20 protein-coding genes are annotated in these 22,210 nt (G+C 55.5%); 11 read left to right on the top strand and 9 right to left on the bottom strand.

Features of this window, described 5'->3' with window-relative positions:
- Positions 1 to 11 precede the first annotated feature (11 nt).
- The 10 genes from OSB_RS08260 (at position 12) to OSB_RS08215 (ending at position 11,402) form a co-directional block, all read left to right on the top strand.
- Positions 12 to 3,425 carry an indolepyruvate ferredoxin oxidoreductase family protein gene (locus OSB_RS08260; protein ID WP_049834541.1) on the top strand — a complete coding sequence of 1,138 codons (3,414 nt, stop codon included), beginning with the start codon at positions 12 to 14 and terminating at the stop codon, positions 3,423 to 3,425.
- Positions 3,426 to 3,489: 64 nt separating this feature from the next.
- Positions 3,490 to 4,374 carry a lysophospholipid acyltransferase family protein gene (locus OSB_RS08255; RefSeq protein ID WP_049834540.1) on the top strand — a complete coding sequence of 295 codons (885 nt, stop codon included), beginning with the start codon at positions 3,490 to 3,492 and terminating at the stop codon, positions 4,372 to 4,374.
- A gap of 4 nt (positions 4,375 to 4,378) precedes the next feature.
- On the top strand, positions 4,379 to 5,188 hold the full coding sequence (locus OSB_RS08250; protein ID WP_049834539.1) for a glutamate racemase: 810 nt from the start codon (positions 4,379 to 4,381) through the stop codon (positions 5,186 to 5,188).
- Between the two features lie 52 nt (positions 5,189 to 5,240).
- Positions 5,241 to 6,269, top strand: coding sequence for an N-acetyl-gamma-glutamyl-phosphate reductase (gene argC, locus OSB_RS08245; protein WP_049834538.1), 1,029 nt, complete (start codon positions 5,241 to 5,243; stop codon positions 6,267 to 6,269).
- 9 nt (positions 6,270 to 6,278) lie between these two features.
- Positions 6,279 to 6,761, top strand: coding sequence for a cytochrome c maturation protein CcmE (ccmE, locus tag OSB_RS08240; protein ID WP_049834537.1), 483 nt, complete (start codon positions 6,279 to 6,281; stop codon positions 6,759 to 6,761).
- A 45-nt stretch (positions 6,762 to 6,806) separates the two neighbouring features.
- Positions 6,807 to 7,418, top strand: a complete 612-nt coding sequence (locus OSB_RS08235) for a holin-associated N-acetylmuramidase (RefSeq protein WP_049834536.1) — start codon at positions 6,807 to 6,809, stop codon at positions 7,416 to 7,418.
- Positions 7,409 to 7,984: a holin family protein gene (locus OSB_RS08230; RefSeq protein WP_049834535.1), complete on the top strand. Its 576-nt coding sequence runs from the start codon at positions 7,409 to 7,411 to the stop codon at positions 7,982 to 7,984. Before OSB_RS08235 ends, OSB_RS08230 begins: the two co-directional genes overlap by 10 nt.
- A gap of 72 nt (positions 7,985 to 8,056) precedes the next feature.
- Positions 8,057 to 10,093 (top strand): heme lyase CcmF/NrfE family subunit, encoded by a 2,037-nt coding sequence (locus OSB_RS08225; protein WP_049834534.1) that lies wholly within the window; start codon positions 8,057 to 8,059, stop codon positions 10,091 to 10,093.
- Positions 10,090 to 10,536 carry a cytochrome c-type biogenesis protein gene (locus OSB_RS08220; protein ID WP_049834533.1) on the top strand — a complete coding sequence of 149 codons (447 nt, stop codon included), beginning with the start codon at positions 10,090 to 10,092 and terminating at the stop codon, positions 10,534 to 10,536. The genes OSB_RS08225 and OSB_RS08220 overlap by 4 nt, the downstream gene beginning before the upstream one ends.
- A gap of 89 nt (positions 10,537 to 10,625) precedes the next feature.
- Positions 10,626 to 11,402: an enoyl-CoA hydratase-related protein gene (locus OSB_RS08215; protein WP_049834532.1), complete on the top strand. Its 777-nt coding sequence runs from the start codon at positions 10,626 to 10,628 to the stop codon at positions 11,400 to 11,402.
- Here OSB_RS08215 and OSB_RS08210 read toward each other — a convergent pair.
- The 3 genes from OSB_RS08210 to gltX form a co-directional block, all read right to left on the bottom strand.
- On the bottom strand, positions 11,399 to 12,145 hold the full coding sequence (locus OSB_RS08210; RefSeq protein WP_049834531.1) for a PDZ domain-containing protein: 747 nt from the start codon (positions 12,143 to 12,145) through the stop codon (positions 11,399 to 11,401). The two genes, OSB_RS08215 and OSB_RS08210, sit on opposite strands and share 4 nt — an antisense overlap.
- 192 nt (positions 12,146 to 12,337) lie before the next feature.
- Positions 12,338 to 13,630 carry a citrate synthase gene (gene gltA, locus OSB_RS08205; protein WP_049834530.1) on the bottom strand — a complete coding sequence of 431 codons (1,293 nt, stop codon included), beginning with the start codon at positions 13,628 to 13,630 and terminating at the stop codon, positions 12,338 to 12,340.
- A 98-nt stretch (positions 13,631 to 13,728) separates the two neighbouring features.
- A complete protein-coding gene (gene gltX / locus OSB_RS08200; protein WP_049834529.1) occupies positions 13,729 to 15,132 on the bottom strand; it encodes a glutamate--tRNA ligase in 1,404 nt (467 codons plus the stop codon).
- Positions 15,133 to 15,222: 90 nt separating this feature from the next.
- Here gltX and OSB_RS08195 point away from each other — a divergent pair, with 90 nt between their 5' ends.
- Entirely contained in the window at positions 15,223 to 17,280 is a 2,058-nt protein-coding gene (locus OSB_RS08195; protein ID WP_049834528.1) for a ComEC/Rec2 family competence protein, read from the top strand.
- Here the strand turns inward: OSB_RS08195 and lexA are convergent.
- From lexA to trpD, 6 genes are all read right to left on the bottom strand, one after another.
- The gene (lexA, locus tag OSB_RS08190; protein ID WP_049834527.1) at positions 17,277 to 17,984 is read right to left on the bottom strand and encodes a transcriptional repressor LexA; all 708 of its coding nucleotides are present in this window, start codon (positions 17,982 to 17,984) and stop codon (positions 17,277 to 17,279) included. The two genes, OSB_RS08195 and lexA, sit on opposite strands and share 4 nt — an antisense overlap.
- A 70-nt stretch (positions 17,985 to 18,054) precedes the next feature.
- Positions 18,055 to 19,248 (bottom strand): molybdopterin molybdotransferase MoeA, encoded by a 1,194-nt coding sequence (locus OSB_RS08185; protein WP_049834526.1) that lies wholly within the window; start codon positions 19,246 to 19,248, stop codon positions 18,055 to 18,057.
- A complete protein-coding gene (gene moaC, locus OSB_RS08180; RefSeq protein WP_074202209.1) occupies positions 19,245 to 19,721 on the bottom strand; it encodes a cyclic pyranopterin monophosphate synthase MoaC in 477 nt (158 codons plus the stop codon). Before moaC ends, OSB_RS08185 begins: the two co-directional genes overlap by 4 nt.
- Complete coding sequence (gene trpC, locus OSB_RS08175) at positions 19,722 to 20,528, bottom strand: indole-3-glycerol phosphate synthase TrpC (protein WP_049834525.1); 807 nt, start codon at positions 20,526 to 20,528, stop codon at positions 19,722 to 19,724.
- Between the two features lie 172 nt (positions 20,529 to 20,700).
- On the bottom strand, positions 20,701 to 21,174 hold the full coding sequence (locus OSB_RS08170) for a DUF3592 domain-containing protein (RefSeq protein WP_049834524.1): 474 nt from the start codon (positions 21,172 to 21,174) through the stop codon (positions 20,701 to 20,703).
- Positions 21,175 to 21,182: 8 nt separating this feature from the next.
- Positions 21,183 to 22,199: an anthranilate phosphoribosyltransferase gene (gene trpD / locus OSB_RS08165; RefSeq protein WP_049834523.1), complete on the bottom strand. Its 1,017-nt coding sequence runs from the start codon at positions 22,197 to 22,199 to the stop codon at positions 21,183 to 21,185.
- Positions 22,200 to 22,210 lie beyond the last annotated feature (11 nt).

The following is a 22,210-nucleotide window of genomic DNA, read 5'->3' as shown; positions in this document are numbered from 1 at the left end:
GGAGGTGCTTAATGACCCGTCAAGAAGTTACGCTGAATGACCGCTATGACCTGAGCAAACGTCAGGTCTTGTTGAACGGCACCCAAGCGCTGGTGCGCTTAATGCTAATTCAAAAGGCACGCGATGAAGCCGCAGGGCTAAATACGGCGGGATACGTGACGGGTTATCGCGGTTCGCCCCTTGGCGCTGTTGATATGCAAATGGAACGTGCAGAGAAGCAGCTTACGGAGGCTGATGTCACGTTTCAGCGCGGGCTCAACGAGGATTTGGCGGCAACGGCCTTGTGGGGAAGCCAGCAGGCGGAACTGCGCGGCGAGGGATCATACGACGGCGTCTTTGGCTTGTGGTACGGCAAGGGGCCAGGGGTGGACCGTTCTGGCGACGTGATGCGCCATGCGAATATGGCTGGAACGTCGCCAGCGGGCGGTGTCATCATGGCCATGGGTGATGACCATACGGGCGAAAGCTCAACCACGCTGCATCAATCAGATTGGGCGATGGTAGATGCCTATATGCCCATCGTGTCCCCGGCTGGGGTGCAAGAAATTCTTGATATGGGGCAATATGCCTGGGCTTTAAGCCGTTTTGCCGGTGTTTGGGTCGGGTTGAAGACCATGAAGGATACAATTGAAGTCACCAGCGTTGTGGATGGTGACCCGTTTGTCCAAAACTTCGTAACACCTGATTTTGAGATGCCAGATGGTGGGTTGAACATCCGTCTGATCGACACGCCGGTTGAACAAGAAGCCCGCATTATTGACCACAAACGCTTTGCTGCGGAAGCTTTCGCGCGGGCCAATAAGATCGATAAGGTCGGCTGGCCTAACAAGGGCGCTAAGATCGGCTTGGTCGCGGCAGGTAAAAACTGGTTGGACCTGCAACACGCCATGTCTTTGCTGGGTATTGATGAAGCCGAGGCCGAACGCCTTGGCATCACCACCTACAAAGTCGGGCAAGTTTGGCCACTTGATATGGAAAGCTTCCATGAGTGGGCCGAAGGGCTGGATCTGATCATTTCGGTCGAAGAAAAGCGCAAGCTGATTGAGGTACAGATCAAAGAGGCGATCTTTGACGATCATGACGGTCGGCGCGTTTATGGCTGGCATAAAGGGGACCACCGTAAGGAAGGTCGCCGCGAAGAGTTTTTCCCAACCCGCTTTGCGCTTGATCCGATTTTCATTGCTGAAAAGATTGGCGAAGTCTTGATTGAGGAGGGCTGTGGGTCAGAAAAGATTGAAGGCGGGCTCGCGAAACTTGCCGAAGCGAAACGTGCTGATAACGCGGAAGAAATTGCTGCTCGGTTGCCGTACTTCTGTTCTGGCTGCCCACATAATTCGTCCACCAAAGTCCCTGACGGGTCGCGTGCGTATGCGGGGATCGGGTGTCACTACATGGTGCAATGGATGGACCGTGATACCGTCGGGTTTACCCAAATGGGCGGTGAGGGCGCGAATTGGGTTGGCGAGGCTCCGTTTTCAAACCGTGGACATGTGTTCCAAAACCTTGGTGATGGGACGTATAACCATTCCGGTGTTCAGGCGATCCGGTTCGCGTTGATGGCTGGCACGACGATGACCTATAAAATCTTGTATAACGACGCGGTCGCGATGACGGGTGGGCAAGGCAATGATGGTGGGCTGACCCACGATCAAATTTGCCAAGAAGTTTTGGCGATGGGCGTTAAGACCGTACATCTGGTGCATGATCCCGCGGAGGGCGCTGACCTTTCAAATGTTCCATCTGCAGTCAAGATTTCGACGCGTGATCAGCTTGAAAGTGTTCAAATAGAATTGAGCGAAGTCAAAGGTGTATCGGTTCTTGTTTATGTGCAAACTTGCGCCGCCGAGAAACGCCGCCGCCGTAAACGCGGGTTGTTTCCTGACCCAGACAAACGCGTGTTCATCAATACAGACGTTTGCGAAGGTTGTGGGGATTGTGGCTTGCAGTCCAACTGTGTTTCCATCGTTCCAGTTGAAACCGAACTCGGTCGCAAACGTGCGATTGATCAGTCGAGCTGCAATAAGGATTTTTCCTGCGTAAATGGATTTTGCCCGTCATTCGTGACGGTTGAGGGCGCGCAGTTGAAAACTGCCGCGACCAATTCGATCGCGCTGCCAAATATGTCAGACCCAGCGTTGCCGACGATTAATGGCACACACAACGTGGTCATCACAGGTGTTGGTGGAACCGGTGTTGTGACCATTGGTGCCGTGCTTGCGATGGCGGCCCATGTGGATGGTAAAGCTGCAGGTATGATGGAAATGGCTGGGTTGGCCCAAAAGGGCGGTGCTGTGCACATTCATTGTCGGATTGCCGAGAACGCATGTGATATCAACGCGATCCGTGTCTCAACGGGTGAGTGCGATGCACTTATCGGTGGTGACTTGGTCGTTTCTGCGGGGTCAAAGACACTTGGCCTAATGTCGACAGGTCGAACGCGCGGCGTTGTGAATGCCCATGAAATCATCACGGGCGACTTTACCCGTGACATCAGTTTCAAACTTCCCGCAGATCGTCTGACGTTGGCATTGGAGGCACGCCTTCAGAATGGTTTGTCGATGTTTGATGCATCTGAGCTGGCAAAGGCACTGATGGGGGAAGCGATTTATTCCAACATGATGGTGTTTGGGGCTGCGTGGCAAATGGGGGCGATCCCTGTTTCTGGTGCATCAATTCGCAAGGCTATTGAGCTGAACGGCACCGCTGTGAAACGCAATTTGCAGGCGTTTGAATATGGCCGTTGGGCGGTGTTGCATCCTGCAGACGCTGCCAAGGTCCTATCGTCAGATGTGGTTGAATTGCCCAAATCGGCTGAGGAAAAAATCGCATTCCGTGCAACGCATCTGACCGCGTATCAGAATGCCGATTACGCAAAGCGCTACACTGATTTCGTGGCACGTTTTGAGGGTGATCTACGCGATGCCGTGGCCTTGGGCTACTACAAGGTGTTGTCTTATAAGGATGAATACGAAGTCGCGCGGTTGTTGATTGGTACAAAGAAAAAGGCGCAAGCGACCTTTGACGGGGACTTGAAGCTGACCCATCACCTTGCCCCACCGATGCTTGGCGGCACGGGCGCTGACGGGCGACCGAAGAAGCGGGCTATGCCAAGGTTCACCGCTAAGCTGTTTCCGCTTCTAGCACGCTTGAAGGGAGTACGTGGCACGGCGTGGGATGTGTTCGGGCGCACTGAGGAACGTAAGATGGAGCGCGCTTTGATAAAGCAATACGAGGCCGACATGGAGGAGGTGCACAAGCTCGTCCGTCCGGACACGCTGGAAGCGGCGATCGCGCTGGCGAAGCTGCCGCTCGACAACCGCGGCTTTGGCCCCGTGAAGCAGGCCAATGTCGCAAAAACAGCGAAACGTCGGGAAGAATTGCTTACTGTTTTGCGGGAGTCACAGAAGCGTTCAGCAGCCGAGTAGCTTTCGCTGGTGGTTGCTGGGCGGAAGGGTTACCTAAATCAAAAGTGAGTGGACGGCGGACGTTATGGCCAAGAACCAAATTGCGCGCGATATTTCTTATGCCAGCTCTGCATCCTCAAAAGGCGGGCGTGCAGTTATTCGAGTTATGGAAAATGCGACGGGGCGTTTTCGTTTGATCCGCAAGGCCCGTGGTTATGACGCGGAAGTTGCACAGGGCGCTGATTTTTGGCGTGTGATAACAGAACGTTATAAGTTGAACCTCAATGTCGTTGGTGGGTCTTTAGAGAACATTCCAAAGACTGGCCCATTGATCGTTGTGTCAAACCACCCATACGGCATTCTGGACGGATTAATGATGGGGCGCATTCTGTCTGAACGCCGCGGAGGGGATTTCAAAATCCTCGCCAATTCGGTGTTCCGAAAGTCCCCCGATCTGGAACGTGTTATCCTGCCGGTATCGTTTGATGAAACGAAAGAAGCCGCGCGTCTGAATCTTGAAACTCGTAAAGAAGCGCTGCGGTATTTAGACGAGGGTGGCGCAATGGGTATTTTCCCTGGTGGGACCGTCAGCACATCTGCACGGCCGTTTTCCAAACCGATGGACCCGCAATGGCGAAACTTCACGGCGAAGATGGTGTCCAAAAGCGATGCTGTGGTTGTGCCGATCTTTTTTGAAGGCGCGAACAGTCGCGCGTTCCAGCTTGCCAGCCATCTTCACACGACATTGCGCATGGGGCTTTTGGTGCGCGAATTCAAAACGCGGGTCGGGTCGGATGTGCGTGTTGTGATCGGAAAACCAATTCCGTCTGCTAAGCTGGATGCATTTAAGACAGATGCGACAAGTTGCATGGATTTCCTGCGCAAAGCGACGTATGAGCTGAGTCCAAAGGCCGTGAATGTTCAGACATTCGGGCGAGAATTTGATGATCGCTATAAGCGCAAAGGTTAAGCAGATGGCAGTTGGTATTTTTGATAGTGGATTGGGCGGCTTGACTGTGCTGGACGCCGTACAAAAGCGTCTGCCGGATGTTCCGTTCGCTTATTTTGCGGATAGCGCGCATGCGCCTTACGGTGTGCGCACGGCCGACGATATCTATGAAAAGACCACAGCTGCGACGCAGGCTTTGTTTGATGCTGGCTGTGATCTGGTGATTTTGGCTTGTAATACGGCGTCTGCAGCGGCGTTGCGCAAGATGCAAGAAGGCTGGGTGCCTGAAGGCAAACGGGTTCTCGGGGTGTTTGTGCCATTGATCGAAGCCCTGACTGAACGTTCATGGGGCGATAATTCCCCGCCACGCGAAGTCGATGTAAAACATGTGGCTCTGTTTGCGACACCAGCGACCGTTTCAAGCCGTGCGTTCCAACGTGAATTGGCATTCCGCGCTGTTGGTGTGGACGTCGAAGCGCAGGCCTGTGGCGGTGTCGTTGATGCGATTGAAGATAACGATCTGATCTTGGCCGAAGCACTGGTGAACAGCCATGTGGACGCGCTGAAACGTAAAATGCCGCATCCGGATGCTGCGATTTTGGGATGTACCCATTATCCTTTGATGCAGGACGCGTTCCAACAGGCGCTCGGCGAGGATGTTAAGGTGTTTTCGCAGGCCAATCTGGTTGCCGAAAGCCTTGCGGACTATCTTGACCGTCGCCCAGAGATGATTGGGAGCGGGGAGGCCTGTTTCCTGACCTCTGGCGATCCAAAACGCGTGAGCAATAGCGCGACACAGTTCTTGCGACGAGAAATTCAGTTTCAAGCCGCTTAACTGAGAATTGACGCATGCCTAGACCAAGGGTTTGGGCCACGGAGACTAAGAAATGACTTATAAAATCGCGATCCTTGGGGCCTCTGGCTATACGGGCGCTGAACTGGTGCGCTTGATTGCAAGCCACCCGCATATCGAAATCGCAGCACTGTCCGGCAATTCCAAAGCTGGGCAAAGCATGGCGCAGGTGTTCCCGCATCTACGCCACTTGGACCTGCCTGTTTTGACAACCATTGATGATGTTGACTTTGATGGCATCGATCTGGCGTTTTGCGCATTGCCGCACAAGACCAGCCAAGAGGTGATCTCAAAACTGCCAAAAACGCTAAAGATCGTTGATCTGAGCGCCGATTTCCGTTTGCGTGATCCCGAAGCCTATAAGAAGTGGTACGGCAATGATCACGCGGCAGTTGAGCTGCAAAAAGAAGCCGTCTACGGCCTGACAGAGTTTTACCGTGACGAAATCGCGAATGCGCGGCTTGTCGCCGGTACGGGCTGCAACGCGGCGACGGGGCAGTTTGCGCTGCGGCCTTTGATCGCAGCGGGCGTCATCGATCTTGATGAAATCATCATGGATTTGGCCTGTGCGGTGTCTGGCGCGGGGCGCGCTTTGAAGGAAAACCTGCTGCACGCAGAGCTGTCAGAGGGCGCGAATGCCTATGCGGTTGGCGGCACGCACCGCCATCTGGGTGAGTTCGATCAGGAGTTTTCAGCGATTGCCGGACGGCCCGTCGAGGTTCAGTTCACGCCACACTTAATCCCTGCAAACCGCGGAATTCTTGCGACAAATTACGTAAAGGGTGATGCGCAGGCTATTCATGATGTGCTGGCCACGGCCTACGTGGACGAACCTTTCGTCGTCGTGCTGCCGTTCGGCGAATACCCGAGCATTCGCCACATCCGTGGGTCCAATTTCTGTCACGTTGGGGTAGTTGCTGACCGTCGGGATGGCCGCGCCATTGTCATCGCGGCACTTGATAACCTCACCAAAGGGTCAAGCGGGCAGGCCTTGCAGAACGCCAACCTGATGTTAGGTCTTTCTGAGACTGAGGGGCTTATGATGGCTCCGCTATTTCCTTAGGGTTGGGCCATGAAATCGCTAAAGAAGACGCGCCGTATCCAGATTATTGTCGTTGCCTTCGTGGCGCTTGGGCTTTCCACTGCAATCATTGGGTACGCGTTGCGTGACGGGATTAACTATTTCCGTTCGCCGAGCGAAGTGTTGGCTGAACCACCCGTTGAAACGGAACTGTTCCGCATTGGTGGAATGGTGCAGGCGGGGTCAATCGTGCGCGGTGAGGGCACCCATGTGTCGTTCGTTGTAACCGATTGCTTTACCGCCGTTCCCGTGACGTTTGAAGGCATCTTGCCGAGCTTGTTTGAAGAAGGACAAGGTATGGTTGGTCAAGGAAATTACATTAACGGTACATTTGAAGCTGTTGAAATTCTTGCCAAACATGACGAAACATACATGCCTGCCGAAGTTGAAAACATGCATGAACAACAGAACTTCTGTGAGCCGGTTGATCCTGACCTGACCGACGCAACGGACGGTACCGCTACCAGCGGTTAACCTTCATCAGACACCCTTCATGTGCAATTGCATGGGGGTGCCAGGATGCACGATGTTCACCAAATCGCCGAAGGTATTGTTGCTCGTGAGGGTGGGTTTGTTAATGATCCAGATGATCCGGGCGGTGCCACAAACCATGGCGTCACCATTCATACCATGCGCCGCCTAGGGCTTGATCTGGATGGCGATGGGCAGGTGACAGAACAGGACGTGCGCGTGTTAACGCGCGAACAGGCTGTCACGATCTTCATCAATCATTATTTTAATCGGCCTAATATTCGTCTGCTGCCGTCCGCGTTGCAGGCGTCGGTTTTTGATATGTATGTAAACGCTGGGGCCAATGCGGTGCGGATTTTGCAGCGGCTGCTGCAGGACATGCGTATCTTGGTGACGGTTGATGGCGTCATCGGCCCCCAGACGATTGCAGCAACGGAACAGGGTATGGCGGCTGCAGTTGACCATTTCGTTGATGCCTACGGGATTGCACGGCGTAACTACTATTACGCGTTGGCGGATGCGCGTCCGGCCAGCCGTAAATATGCACGGCGCTTGGATGGCGGGAAGGGCGGTTGGATTACACGGGCGGAAGAATTTATCTCGCCACGCTTTCACCTGAGCGAGGACCAGCATCGCGAAAGGACAGCGCGATGGGTTTGATTGAGCGGATTTTCAGGGGCGTGTTTGGCGACGGGCGCAATGTGATCGTTGAAACGGCACAGGTGTTTCGTGAGAACGCCGAAGGCGCGGCAGTGCGTCAGGCAGGGATAAAACAACAAACCATGCAGCAGTTCGCGTCCGAGTTTGCGGTGCAACGGGTAGGGGGCTTTGATCGCCTTATGGACGGGTTGAACCGCTTGCCGCGCCCATTACTGGCGTTTGGGACCATTGGGTTGTTTGTGGTCGCGATGGTTGATCCGGTTTGGTTTTCCACGCGGATGCAGGGGATATCGCTGGTGCCAGACCCGCTGTGGTGGCTTATGGGCGCGATTGTAAGTTTCTATTTTGGTGCACGGCATCAAGCACATAGTCAAGATTTCCAGCGATCCATCGCGCAAACATTGGCGCGGGTTCCGACGGTTGTTGAAAACACACGCGCGTTGCAAGCGCTGCGGTTTGACACACCGCAAGTCGCACAAAGCAAGCCTTCGGCTGATCTAACATTGGGGGCTGTGGAACCTTCCTCAAATCCTGCCCTCCTAGAGTGGCAACGTAACCAGCCCTAGCCGTGACGTTTCGCCCTGCATTGTGATCGCAGTTTCACTGGCGGCGCGGCGCTTGAGACCTATAATCGCACCATGATTATTGAACTCGGACATTTCGCATTGATTCTTGCCGCCCTTGTTGGGGTTGTGCAGATGGTTGTTCCCCTTATTGGCGCTCACAAAGGGTGGCGTGGTTGGATGGGGTTGGCTGATCCTGCTGCGACGGTGCAGTTCCTTCTTGTTGGATTCAGCTTTGCAGCCCTGATGTATGCCTTTGTTGTGTCTGACTTTTCGCTGCGCCTTGTGGTGGCAAATAGCCATTCCGACAAGCCAATGCTTTATAAAATCAGCGGTGTTTGGGGGAACCACGAAGGATCTATGCTGCTTTGGTTGCTGATCTTGGTGCTGTTCGGCGCCTGTGCCAGCTGGTTTGGTAGCAATTTACCTGCCAGCCTGCGTGCCCGGGTATTGGGTGTTCAAGCCGCTGTTAGCGTTGCGTTTTACGGCTTCATCCTGTTCACATCCAACCCGTTTGAGCGTTTGGAATTTCCGCCGTTTAATGGCCAAGATTTGAACCCATTGTTGCAGGATCCGGGCCTCGCGTTTCACCCGCCGTTTTTGTACCTCGGCTATGTCGGGCTGAGCATGTCGTTCTCGTTCGCGATTGCCGCCTTACTCGAAGGACGTGTTGATGCGGCTTGGGGCCGTTGGGTGCGCCCGTGGACATTGGCCGCTTGGATTTTCCTGACCATCGGTATCGCGCTTGGCTCATGGTGGGCCTACTACGAACTTGGGTGGGGTGGCTTCTGGTTCTGGGACCCTGTTGAAAACGCATCCTTCATGCCGTGGCTTTTGGCGGCCGCATTGCTGCATTCCGCCATCGTGGTTGAAAAGCGCGAAAGCCTGAAAGCATGGACGATCCTGCTGGCGATCCTCGCCTTCGGGTTCTCGCTTCTCGGAACATTCATCGTGCGTTCGGGCGTGCTGACGTCGGTGCATGCCTTTGCCAACGACCCTGAACGGGGTGTGTTTATCTTGATGATCCTCGCGGTATTTGTTGGGGGTGGACTACTGCTATTCGCGTTGCGCGCAAAGGCGATGGAGTCGAAAGGCGTCTTTGGGTTGGTCAGCCGCGAAACCGCGCTTGTGTCCAACAATGTGTTGCTTGCTGTGTCCAGCTTTGTTGTCTTCTGGGGCACGATTTGGCCTTTGGTGGTCGAACTCGCGTCGGCTAGCCCTATTTGGAGCGGCGGTATGGCGAACCCGTTCTACGCGCTTGGACTGTTTGATAAACCTGAACAGGTCTCCGTCGGGCCGCCATTCTTCAATTTTGCCTTCACACTGGTTTTCGTCCCACTGGCGATCATCTTGCCTGTGGGTGCAGTGCTGGCGTGGAAACGTGGCAGCCTTAGCAAAGCCATCAAATCTATGGCGCCAGTTGCTGGTCTTGCAATCGCGTTTGGAGCGTTGGCATTTGCGCTACAGACTGGACGCTCTGCGATGGGTCCCATCGGGGTGATCTTGGGCGTTTGGGTTGTTGGTGGCGCATGTATGGACCTTTGGCTGCGCACAGGTCGCGGTGCTGTTGCGGCGCGTTTGAAACGTCTCACCAGATTGCCACGCGCGGACTGGGGTAAATTCACCGCGCATTCCGGCCTTGGAATTACGGTCTTTGCAGTCGCTGCACTGATGGCTTGGGAGGCCGAGGACATTCGGATTGCCCAAGTCGGTGATCGTTGGAACGTCGGTATTCATGAGATCGAACTGGCCGCCGTTGTCGAAATTGACGGCCCGAACTATTTCGGTGAAGGCGGTGAAATAAACGTCTATCGCAACGGTCGCTTTGTCGGGCAGGTCTTTGCGGAAAAACGCGTCTACCCAGTCGCACAAATGCCAACGACAGAAGCTGGCATTCGCAACGGTATTCTGCGCGATGTCTATGTTGTGCTCGGTGATCCACAAACCGGCGGCGGTTGGGCCGTGCGCACCTACATCAAACCCTTCGCGAATTGGATTTGGGGGGGCGCTATTTTGATGGCATTAGGTGGCTTCATTTCTTTGTCCGACCGACGCTTGCGTGTTGCGGCGGGTGCTGCAAAATCCACATCAAACACGGTGGCTGCACAATGAGGTGGTTGGCGTTTGTTCTGTGCATGCTGGTAACGCCGCTCGCAGCGGTTCAACCGGATGAGGTGCTAGATGACGCAGCGCTCGAACTTCGTGCGCGCGCGCTGTCTGAAGGGTTGCGCTGTCCTATTTGCCGCAACGAAAGCATCGATGAAAGCAACGCTGACATTTCACGTGACCTACGTATCTTGCTGCGCGAGCGGCTTGTTGCGGGGGATACGGACGATCAGGCGGTGCAATATCTGGTGGATCGCTATGGCGACTACATTCTGCTGAGCCCACGGGTTGAGGGTGTAAACCTCGCGCTGTGGTTGGCTGCGCCTATTATGCTGTTACTTGCAGGGGGAATTGCAGCCGTGACGATACGGGGGCGGTCTCAGGCTGTCGGGCCAGAAGAATTGAGCGCAGAAGAAAAGGCGCGAATTGATAAGATCATGCGGTCGTAATCAGAGCTGATTTCTATGACGTTGCGTTTAGGCTTTTCTGAACCGGAGAGTTCAGTAGTGTAGGCGCAACGCTACACAAAGGACGACCCATGGAATATTCCGCTATCCGCTTTGAAATCGCTAACGATGTTGCCACGCTGACACTGAACCGTCCGGATATGAAGAACGCACTGAATGTACAGATGCGGGCCGAAATCACCCATGCTGTAAAAGCGGCGGAGCGTGATGCGCGGGTTTTGGTGATTGGTGGCGCGGGGGATGCGTTTTGTTCGGGCCAAGATTTGGGTGACAGCGGTAATGCCACGAACCTTGATCTGGAACGCACGTTGCGCGACGAATACGTGCCGATGCTTAAGGCGATCTTTGACTGTAAAATCCCAACGATCTGCGCGGTGCATGGCGCGGCGGCTGGGGCCGGGGCCAACCTTGCGCTGGCGGCGGATGTCGTGATCGCGGCAGATGAGGCCTACTTCATTCAAGCGTTTACACGCATTGGCCTGATCCCAGATGCAGGCGGCACATATTGGTTGCCGCGTCAGATGGGGTCAGCGAAAGCGATGGGGGCAGCGCTGTTCGGCGATAAGATCACGGGCCGTCAGGCTGCTGACATGGGCATGATTTACGAGGCCGTGCCATTAAAAGAATTCGACACGCACGTTGCCAAACGCGCGCTGCACCTCGCGGCGGGTCCAACGGCGGCCTATCAACGGGTCAAGACCGCACTGCGTGGGTCATTTGAAAACACGCTGGATGAACAACTTGCGACCGAGGCACGCCTGCAAGGTGAATGCGGCAAGACCCGTGACTTCCAAGAGGGCGTGTTGGCATTCCTTGAAAAGCGCCCTGCGAAATATGAGGGGCGTTAAGGGTTCGCAATTCGATCGGCGACAAAATCACCAATCAATTCGTCAAGCAACGCTGCGCCATTATCCCTTTGGTCAGCGCCATCAAGCGCCTGCGATGCCACGCAAACCGTGCCCCAATCAGGGAAGGTCAACAGCACCCGTCGTGACCCGCGAACAAAGTAGACAGTGGCCCCCTGATCATTCCCAACTAGATCGATGTGGGCGTCGTCACATCGAAATGCGCGGTTCTCATCGTTGAGTTGTGGAACAAACTGGGCGCGCTCGCTTTCGGTTGCGTGACGGTTCGTACTATGGCGGCATTCGCCAAGCGATCCGACATGCGCAAGCATGGCAGGAACAGGATCCGTTGCCCCGAGGGTTAGATCAATCGCCACCACTTCGTTGTCGCGTGAAACTCTTAGGTGGATAGTTTCGTGCGGTTTGGCGGCGTCGACAACTTGGAGCAAGGTGTCCGCGGATTCCACATTAAACCCATCAATCGTCAACACGATGTCACCGCTTAGAAGGCCTGAGGTTTCTGCCGGAGTGCCAGGTTCCGTTCGCGTAATCACGAAACCGTCGTCGCCGAAGCTGTAACCGATACCGACCCGCGTGCGCGTAGTTGAAAGGTCGGCAAGGATCGCGTCGCGATCAAGCCAAGCAGGAACGCCAAGATCCACAATCGTGACGCCAACAGGGCAGGCGTCGCCCGCATAGGCTGGGGCGGCAAGCGCAAGGAGGAAGGATGTGGCGAGGTACTTCATAATAAATTCTCTGTAAAATCGGTTAGCCCAAAGGGACTGGGAAATAAGTCCAGAAAGAGGGCTATTATAAGGGTTGTGAAGTCAAGCTGCGAACGCAAAAGGTCGGATCGGCGCAGACGGGGTTCGGCTTTGCCCAGAAATAGAAAAGGGCCCCGAAGGGCCCAGATCAATTCGAAAAGTTAATGTCGCAGATTAGCGGTTTTCGATGTCCACATAGTCGCGCTTTGTCTCGCCTGTGTAGAGCTGGCGTGGGCGACCGATTTTAAGTTGTGGATCGCCAAGCTGTTCTTTCCATTGGGAAATCCAACCAACTGTACGTGCCATCGCGAAGATTGGCGTGAACATAGATGTCGGGAAACCCATCGCTTCGAGGATGATGCCGGAATAGAAGTCGACGTTCGGGAACAGCTTCTTCTCAGCGAAGTACGGATCTGCCAGCGCTTGCTTTTCAAGCTCCATCGCGACCTGCAAGAGTGGGTTATCTTCAACGCCGAGCAATTCAAGAACTTCGTCAGCGGACTCTTTCATCACAGTCGCGCGTGGGTCGAAGTTTTTGTAAACGCGGTGGCCAAAGCCCATCAAACGATAGTTGTCATTCTTGTCTTTTGCGCGGGCGATGAATTCAGGAATACGATCAACCGTGCCGATTTCCTTAAGCATCTCAAGGCAGGCTTGGTTCGCGCCGCCGTGGGCAGGGCCCCAAAGACACGCGATACCAGCAGCGATACAGGCGAACGGGTTTGCACCAGACGAAGACGCAAGACGCACTGTAGATGTAGACGCGTTCTGTTCGTGGTCAGCATGAAGCGTGAAAATACGGTCCATCGCGCGGGCGAGGATCGGGTTCACTTGGTATTCTTCGGCCGGAACAGAGAAACACATGTTCAGGAAGTTGGACGCATAGTCCAAGTCATTGCGCGGATACACGAACGGCTGACCGATTGAGTATTTGTAGGCCATCGCAGCAATCGTAGGCATCTTCGCAACCAAGCGAATGGATGCAACTTCGCGCTGATGCTCATCGTTGATGTCCGTGGAATCGTGGTAGAACGCGGACATCGCGCCAACAACACCAACCATTGTCGCCATAGGCGGCGCATCGCGGCGGAAACCACGGAAGAAGTTGTGCATCTGTTCGTGGATCATCGTGTGGTTCGTGACCAGACGCTCAAACTTTTCAAGCTCGTTTGCTTCTGGAAGGTAACCATAAAGCAGCAAGAAGCACACTTCGAGGTAGTGAGACTGGCCTGCCAATTGATCGATCGGGTAACCGCGGTGCAGCAGTTCGCCTTTTTCACCGTCAATAAATGTAATCGTACTGTCGCAAGCGGCGGTGGACGTGAAACCAGGATCGTACGTGAAAGCACCGGACTGTCCGTAAAGCTTACCAATATCGATTACGTCCGGACCAACTGTAGGGGTATGGATTGGCAGCTCAAACGAATTACCATCAATCGTCAATGTCGCGGTTTTGGTCTCGGTCATATTTATCCCTTTCTAGGTACGCCCTTGGGATATCCCAAGCAGCGACAGCGGTTTTCCAGTCAACACACCCCGTACCTGCAAATGGTAACAAAAGTGTTTCAGCCGGTTGCGTCCTTGATACGAGCGATCGTTTCGTCGCGGCCAAGAACAAGCATCATATCGAACACAGACGGGGAAACTGCGCGCCCAGCTAAGACCGCCCGTAACGGCCCAGCCAGCTTGCCAAGTTTGGTGTCATGGGCCTCTGCGAGGGTGGCCACGATCCCCTGAAGTTCGTCTCGGGACCAGCTAACAGTTTGCAGCTGCGGCGTCAATTCTGTCAGTATACCTTTGTGTACATCGTCGAGAGATTTTGCCGCTTTCTCGTCCATTTCGAGAGGGCGCGATGTCAAAACAAAGTGTGCCTTATCAATGAGTTCTGGGAAAGTCTTTGAGCGTTCTTTCAGGCTTTCCATCGCCTTCAATATTCCGTCATGCTGTTCTGACGTGAGGGCATTTTGCCCCGTCGCATCAAGAAACGCTTCTAATTCATGCAGCAGCGCAGCATTTTCAGAGACAGCGATGTGTTGGCCGCAGATGTTTTCCAGCTTTTTGGTATCAAAACGTGCAGGGCTTTTGCCAATACCGCCAAGGTCGAACCATTCACGGGCTTGGGCATCGCTGAAAAATTCGTCATCGCCATGCGACCACCCCAAACGAGTAAGGTAATTGCGCATGCCGGCAGCCGGATACCCCAGCGCCTGATATTCAGCGGCGCCCGTCGCGCCGTGGCGTTTGGACAGTTTCTTTCCGTCTGGGCCAAAGATCAGCGGGATATGTGCGAGGGTGGGCTTGTCCCAGCCCATTGCGTCGTAAATCAGGTTCTGGCGGAACGCATTGGCAAGGTGGTCGTCCCCACGAATGACATGGGTCACGCCCATGTCGTGGTCATCCACCACAACGGCCAACATATAAACAGGGCTTCCGTCAGAGCGCAGCAGGATCATGTCATCAAGCTGCTCGTTCTGCCAAGTAACGGCGCCTTGAACTTCATCATTCAGCGTCGTCGCACCGTCCCGTGGGGCTTTGACGCGGACAACGAAGGGCAGGTCCGGGTGGTCCGCATCCGCGACATCGCGCCAAGGTGAACGATAAAGTGTCGAGGTCTTGTTTGTGCGCGCGTCTTCGCGGAACGCTTGGATTTCGTCCTGTGTGGCAAAACATTTATAGGCGTGCCCGTTGGCGAGCATTTCGTTAGCAACCTCAATGTGACGGGCAGCTGCCGCTGCTTGCGACGTCGGCGCGCCGTCCCAATCAAGACCAAGCCATGTCAGGCCGTCAAGAATGGCTTGCGTATTTTCATCCGTGGAACGGGCTTTGTCCGTGTCCTCAATGCGCAGCAAAAACTTACCGCCGCGTCCACGTGCATAAAGCCAGTTGAACAGGGCCGTGCGTGCGCCGCCAATATGCAATGCACCAGTTGGCGAAGGGGCGAAACGGGTGACGACTCGAGCTTGCGACATGGGAAATTAACCTTTTGCTAACCACCATTTCGTTAGGATTGGCGGGCTTGATGCGGGAATACTAACAGCGCGGGGTAAGGACAAGTGCGCATGCTGAATGACGCGTGGGCGCAAATCGCAGCGCAGCGTGGTGATTTATTCGGCTGGGCGCCCGTGTTGTTTGGCATTGGCATCACAGGTTACTTTGCATTGCCGATCGAGCCATCGGTTCTGACGGTTTATTCTGCCCTCGCGTTAACGGCTGTCTTGTTCGCTGTGCTTTTTGTGTGCTCAGAACGCGTGAGCCTGTTGGTTACTGTCTGTGCGTTGCTTTGTGCTGGATTTGGGATGGCCGGTTTACGCACCAATATGGTGGCCGAACCCGTGTTAGAGTTTCGATATTATGGCCCGATCCAAGGCCGCATCATCGAGATTGACCGCTCAAGCTCAGACGCGGTGCGCCTAACGCTAGACCGTGTGGTGTTGGCGCGCATGGAGATGCACCGCACGCCTGCGACGGTGCGGGTGTCCTTGCATGGCGAGCAGGGATTTATCACGCCCGAACCGGGGCAGGTGGTTTTGATGACAGGGCATTTGTCGTCCCCAAGTGGGCCAGTGGAACCGGGCGGTTTTGATTTTCAACGCATGGCTTGGTTTGAGGGGCTTGGTGCAGTCGGCTATACCCGTACCCCCGTTTTACTTGGGGCTGAGGCCGCGGAAGGGGCGGCTGGTTTGTGGGTCTACCGCCAACGCGTAGCGATTAGTGCGGCAGTTCAGGGTCGACTGGATGGAGAATCCGGCGCCTTTGCTGCCGCGATTATGACGGGGGATCGCTCTGGCATGGGCCAAGACAGTTTGACCGCGCTGCGGGCGTCTAACCTTGCGCATTTATTGGCGATTTCGGGGATGCATATGGGGATTCTTGCTGCGTTTCTCTTCGCGGCATTGCGCTACAGTATGGCGCTATGGCCCCACGCCGCCCTGCATTGGCCGGTGAAAAAGATTGCCGCGATTGGTGCGTTGATTGCGGCTGCGGGCTATTTGGCGCTGTCGGGGGGGAATGTGTCTACTGAACGCGCGTTTGTCATGGTCGCCGTCATGTTGGTCGCGGTGTTGTTTGACAGGCGTGCATTGACGCTGCGTGCGGTCGCGATTGCTGCGATGATTGTACTTACTCTGCGCCCAGAAGCCCTGTTCGGCCCCGGATTTCAGATGTCATTCGCCGCGACCACGGCGTTGGTGGCCGTATTCGGTGTAATGCGCCAACTAGAGCTTCCCGAGGTGCCTAGATGGTTGAAATCCATTGGCGCGGTTTTCGTATCATCCTTAGTGGCTGGGTTGGCCACAGCGCCCTTTGCCGCATTCCACTTCAACCAAATCGCACAATTCGGACTAATCGCGAACTTGTTGTCTGTGCCGCTTATGGGAACGCTCGTGATGCCCGCCGCTGTGGTTGCGACGGTGCTCGCACCTTTTGGGTTAGAAATGATTGGTCTTTGGGTGATGGACCTTGGGCTGCGTTGGATTTTGGGTGTGGCGCATTTCGTCGCTGATCAAGACGGTGCCCTGCGCCATGTTGCGACACCTGGACCAGAAGTTCTCATGATGATCGCGCTTGGCGGTTTGTTTGTTGTTCTTTGGCAAGGGTGGCTTCGTTGGCTTGGTGTTGGGCCCGTAATTGCGGCGTTTGCATTGTGGCAAGTCGTCGAAAGGCCAATGCTGCTCGTGGCGGACACTGGGTCACTCATCGGTGTCATGACGCAAGACGGGCGCGCGGTTTCCAAGGAGCGCGGTGAATCCTTCGCCGTTGGGAACTGGTTGGAAAATGATGGCGCGCCTGTGGCACAAGACGTAGCGTATAGGCGTGACGGGTTGGTTGAAGAGGGGCGAACGGTGTTCGCGCGGGTTGGCGACGCCCGCGTGCTGAACGTTCGTGGTTCAACCGCGGTCGCGGCACTGGATGGGTGCGGCGGGGCCGACATCATCATCACCAACCAAGAGCTTGACCAGATTGATGGGTGTAACGTCTTTGACATAAGGCGTTTGCGCCAAACAGGGGCGCTGGCGGGTTATGTCGAAAATGGGACGCTAACGCTGATCGGAGCGCACGAACGTACAGGAGAGCGGATTTGGAACACCGCTTCCCTGCGGAGACGTTTGTTTGATTAGTAAGTGCGGATAAGTCCGACCAAACGACCCTGAACCTTAACCTGATCACCACGGAACAGACGGGTTTCATAGGCAGGGTTCGCGGCCTCAAGTGCGATGGCATCGCCATTGCGGCGATAGCGCTTCAGCGTGGCCTCAGAGTCTTCGACCAAGGCAACAACAATGTCGCCATTGTCTGCCGTCGAACTTTCACGGATCACAACGACATCGCCATCGTTGATGCCCGCGTCGATCATAGAATCCCCTTTGACTTCAAGCGCATAATGTTCGCCTTGGCCAACCATCGCTGACGGAACAGAGACGTTATGGCTGATCTCAGAGATCGCAGCGATAGGAACACCCGCGGCGATCCGACCCATGACAGGAAGCTCAATCGCGCCACCGTTTTCAAGGGGCTGTGCACCAGTAGGGCGGCTGTCAGGACGGTCGCCATCGATGACGCGCGGCTGAAAACCACCCGCAGATGGTGTGTCAAACTTGGCTTGCAACGCGTCTGGCAGCTTCACAATTTCTAATGCGCGGGCGCGGTGTGCGAGACGGCGGATAAATCCGCGTTCCTCAAGTGCTGTAATCAGGCGGTGAATGCCCGACTTTGATCGCAGATCAAGGGCTTCTTTCATTTCATCAAAGCTTGGGGGGACACCGTCGCGCTGCACCCGTTTCTGGATGAATTCCAACAGATCAAGTTGCTTCTTCGTGAGCATATGCCCTCTCCCTCAATGGTCTTTGTTAAGGAATGTTCTAGGCTTGTTCTCGTTTTGTGTCAATCTGTTCTTATGCGATGGGGTAAATTGTTACCGGATCGCTTGCGTTTTTGGCTGGGTCATCAATCGGGCGTAGCAAAAGGCAGTTCGCATTCGAAAGCACTGTTAGCATTGAGCTGTCTTGTTTATCAAAAGCCGTAACAGTGCGGGCCTCTAAGCCTTCTTCAAATACCGCACGCATGTAATGGGCACGTGGGCCACCTTCTGGCATTGGTGCGGTTAGGCGCGCTGTTACAGCGCGTGGCAGAACATCCGTTTGGCCCAAGGCACGGCGCACCATTGGCAGTAAAAACAAATGCCCACACACGATTGCAGACACTGGATTTCCTGGAAGGCCGAGGAATGCCGTTGTGCCTTTGGCGCCCGCCATCAGTGGCTTTCCAGGGCGCATGGCGATCTTGTGAAAGCTGCGGGTGACGCCGAAACGATCCAGCGCTGGGGCCACGAGGTCATGATCGCCCACAGACGCGCCACCAATGGTGACGATGATATCTGCGCCCCAGTCGCTGGCCTGTTTTAGGACGGCGTCTAACGCTTCAGGGGTGTCCAGCGCGATGGGCAGAATGCTCGGCTCGGCCCCCGCATCACGTAACATTGCATTTAAGGCAAAGACGTTGGACGCGATAATCTGATCGGGTGCCGGATCACCGCCGGGCATGAGCAATTCATCCCCCGTAGAGATAAGCGCCACTTTCGGTTTGCTGCGAACTGTTACGTTTGCATTGTTCATTGCCGCAAGCAGAGCAAGATCCGGTGACGATAGAACGCGCGGCGGATCAAGTGGGTGTTCGCGTTTAAAATCAGCGCCTTGTGGTCTGATATTCATGTTGGTGCCGATTGGCTCGCTTAGCGTTATCTGTGCGTCCGCAGCCGTCACGTTCTCTTGGATCACAACACAATCGGCGCCGTCAGGTACGGGTGCGCCTGTGAAAATGCGCACGGCTTGGCCTGCTGTTACTGTGCCATCCCAACCGTGGCCCGCAGCAGATTCCGCAACGACATCGAGTACCGCATGTTGAACCGCATCCGCGTGGCGGATCGCGTATCCATCCATCGCAGAGGCCGAAAACGGAGGCTGATCGCGTTTTGCATAAAGCGCTTCAGCGAGTGTTCGTCCTTGAGCGTTTGCGAGGGATACGGTCTCGGAGGGGGTTGTCTTGACTAGATCAAGGCAAAGCGCTTGAGCCTGTTCAACCGTAATCATGCTTCAAAGCGGCCGGACTTTCCGCCGTCTTTTAGTGTGACTTTGATCCCGCCGATTTCCATGTCTTTCTGCACCGCTTTGAGCATGTCATAGACTGTGAGGGCAGCGACGCTGGCGGCAGATAGGGCTTCCATCTCAACGCCGGTTTGTCCGGTGGTTTTGACCGTCGTCTCAATACGCACACCAGGGAGGTTGGCGTCTGGTGTTAGGTCCACGGCGACCTTGGTGATCGGGAGAGGGTGGCACAGCGGGATAAGGTCGGATGTTTTCTTGGCTGCCTGAATGCCTGCGATCCGTGCGATGCCAAGGACGTCGCCCTTTTTGGCGGTGCCTGCAGTGACATGGGCAAGCGTTTCAGGCGACATTTTGATCCACGCGGCTGCGGTGGCGATGCGGCTGGTCACGGCTTTGTCTGAGACATCCACCATGTGAGCCTGACCGTGGTCGTCAAAATGGCTAAGCTTGTCAGACACTTAAACGCCACCCATTGTCGTGCCACCTGCAAGTAGCGTGCGGGTTGCTGCGGTCACATCGTCCTGACGCATCAGGCTTTCGCCGATTAGGAAAGTGCGTGCGCCGTAGCGGGCCATGTCTGCGAGATCATCCGGCGTGGAAAGGCCGCTTTCGCAAACGATCAGGCGATCGGCCGGAACCATACGTGACAGGGTGCGGGTCGTGTCCAGCGTTGTCTCAAACGTTTTGAGGTTGCGATTGTTGATGCCCATCAGCGGAGATTTCAATGCGCAAGCACGTGTCAATTCTTCTTCGTTATGGACCTCAAGCAGCACGTCCATGCCCCATTGCGTGGCGGCGTCTTCAAGTTCGGCGGCTTGGGCGTCACTCACAGAGGCGAGGATGATCAATATAGCGTCTGCACCCAAGGCGCGGGATTCTGCGACTTGGTAGGTGTCGTACATGAAATCTTTGCGCAGGGCCGGCAGGTCAACCGCTTCGCGGGCTGCAACGAGGAATTCATCCGCGCCTTGGAAAGATGGGACATCTGTCAGGACGCTGAGGCAGGTCGCACCACCAGCTGCGTAGGCCTGCGCGAGTTCTGGCGGATTGAAATCATCGCGGATCAACCCTTTGGACGGGCTGGCCTTTTTGATTTCGGCGATGAGCCCGTAACCTTCGCGACTGGCCTCAACCAAGCGGTCTGCAAACCCGCGTGTGGGGGAGGCGTTTCGTGCGGCGGCTTCGACTTCAACCAAAGGGCGCGCCGTTTTGCAGGCCGCGATATGGTCGAGTTTATAGGCTTTGATTTTGTCTAGAATATCCATGATCGTAACGTACTGCGCGCAGATGGGGAAGACAATTGCGCGTGCCGCGAGCGGGGGCCAAAATTTGAGAAATTTTGGTGGTGCGGTCGGATCTGGTTGTGCTTTTGAGGAATGGTGGAGGGGCGCTGCCCCCGCTTCGCGTCCCCGGGATATTTGAGAAACAAAAGCAAGGTTAAGAGGAAAGGCGGTGCCGTAGCGCGGTTAGGTTTCCACCTGACAGAGCAAGCGTTGCGCCGAAGAGAGCCAAGAGGGCCGAAAAGATAAGGGCGCTAATGGCGGTTTGGCGTTTCTCACCTTCAAAGAGTTCGTGGCGCGTGGGGTCATTGGGGTGAACGGTGATGGTCCAAACCATGCCAACTGGGTGCGTTTCGAAGAAGGGTTCGGGCACCGTGCGTTCGTTGGTGATGGCTTGGTCGTTGGAGCTGTAGGTGTATGTGAGGAAAAACTTTGAGGGGCTATCGGGTGTTGGCGCTGTGCTACGCGTGTCAGTGACCGTTGCTTCGGCTGGGATGCCTTCGCGTGAAAGGCTATATGCGTCGCGCGATTGCACGGCAGTGACGACCAGGAAGCTAAACGATAACAGTGTGATAGCGCACCCAACCCAGAAGCGCCTGTTGAAGTTTAACTGTGGCGTCCAACTGGGCATGTTTGGTGCTAGCCTGCTTGTGTGATCTTCGCGAGGGTTTCAACAGCGCGTTTGGCGGCCCCGCTATCGATGCTTTCGGCGGCCAGTTTTGCGCCTGCTTTTAGGCCTTCGACCTTGCCTGCAACAAGCAATGCAGCGGCGGAATTGAGCAGTACCGCATCGCGGTAGGCGGAGTGTTCACCGTCCAACAACGCGCGGAATGCTTTGCCGTTGTCTTCTGGAGTGCCGCCAAGGATTGCTTCGAACGGATGTACTGGAAGACCTGCGTCCTCAGGGTGGATTTCGCGCATGGTAATCATGTCACCGGACATCGCGGCGACCCAGGATACGCCTGTAATCGTGATTTCATCCGTACCGTCGCTGCCGTGGACAAGCCATGCTGCTTCAGATCCTAGGGCCTGCAATGTTTGGGCCATCGGGCGGATCAAATCACGCGAAAACGCCCCTGTGAGTTGGCGTTTGACGCCTGCAGGGTTCGTGAGCGGGCCGAGAATGTTGAAAATTGTACGCGTGCCGAGCTCGGCGCGTGTTGGCATAACGTGGCGGATTGCAGGGTGGTGCATAGGCGCCATCATAAACCCGATGCCAGCCTCAACGATCCCGCGTTCAACGACGTCGGGGCCGACCATGACATCGATGCCCATTTGACCAAGCGCATCTGCCGCGCCGGATTTGGACGACAGATTGCGGTTGCCGTGCTTGGCGACCGGAACGCCAGCGCCAGCCACAACAAAGGCCGTTGCGGTGGAAATGTTCAGCGTGCCTTTGCCATCGCCACCGGTACCGACAATGTCGATCGCGCCCGCCGGGGCCGTGACCGGCAGGCAGTGGGCGCGCATGACAGCCGCGGCGGCCGCATATTCATCCACCGTTTCGCCGCGCGTGCGCATCGCCATCAACAAACCACCCATCTGGGATGGGGTTGCTTCGCCATTGAACAGGATCTGGAATGCTTGTTCGGCCTCATCGCGGGTCAATGGACCCTCGGCGGCGGCGTGAATAAGTGGTTTTAGCGCGTCGCTCATGCCAATTCTCT

This window comes from Octadecabacter temperatus (assembly GCF_001187845.1).
In the GTDB taxonomy this organism is placed as follows: domain Bacteria; phylum Pseudomonadota; class Alphaproteobacteria; order Rhodobacterales; family Rhodobacteraceae; genus Octadecabacter; species Octadecabacter temperatus.
Note: the sequence above shows the minus strand (reverse complement) of the source record. Positions and strands in the feature narration are given on the sequence as shown.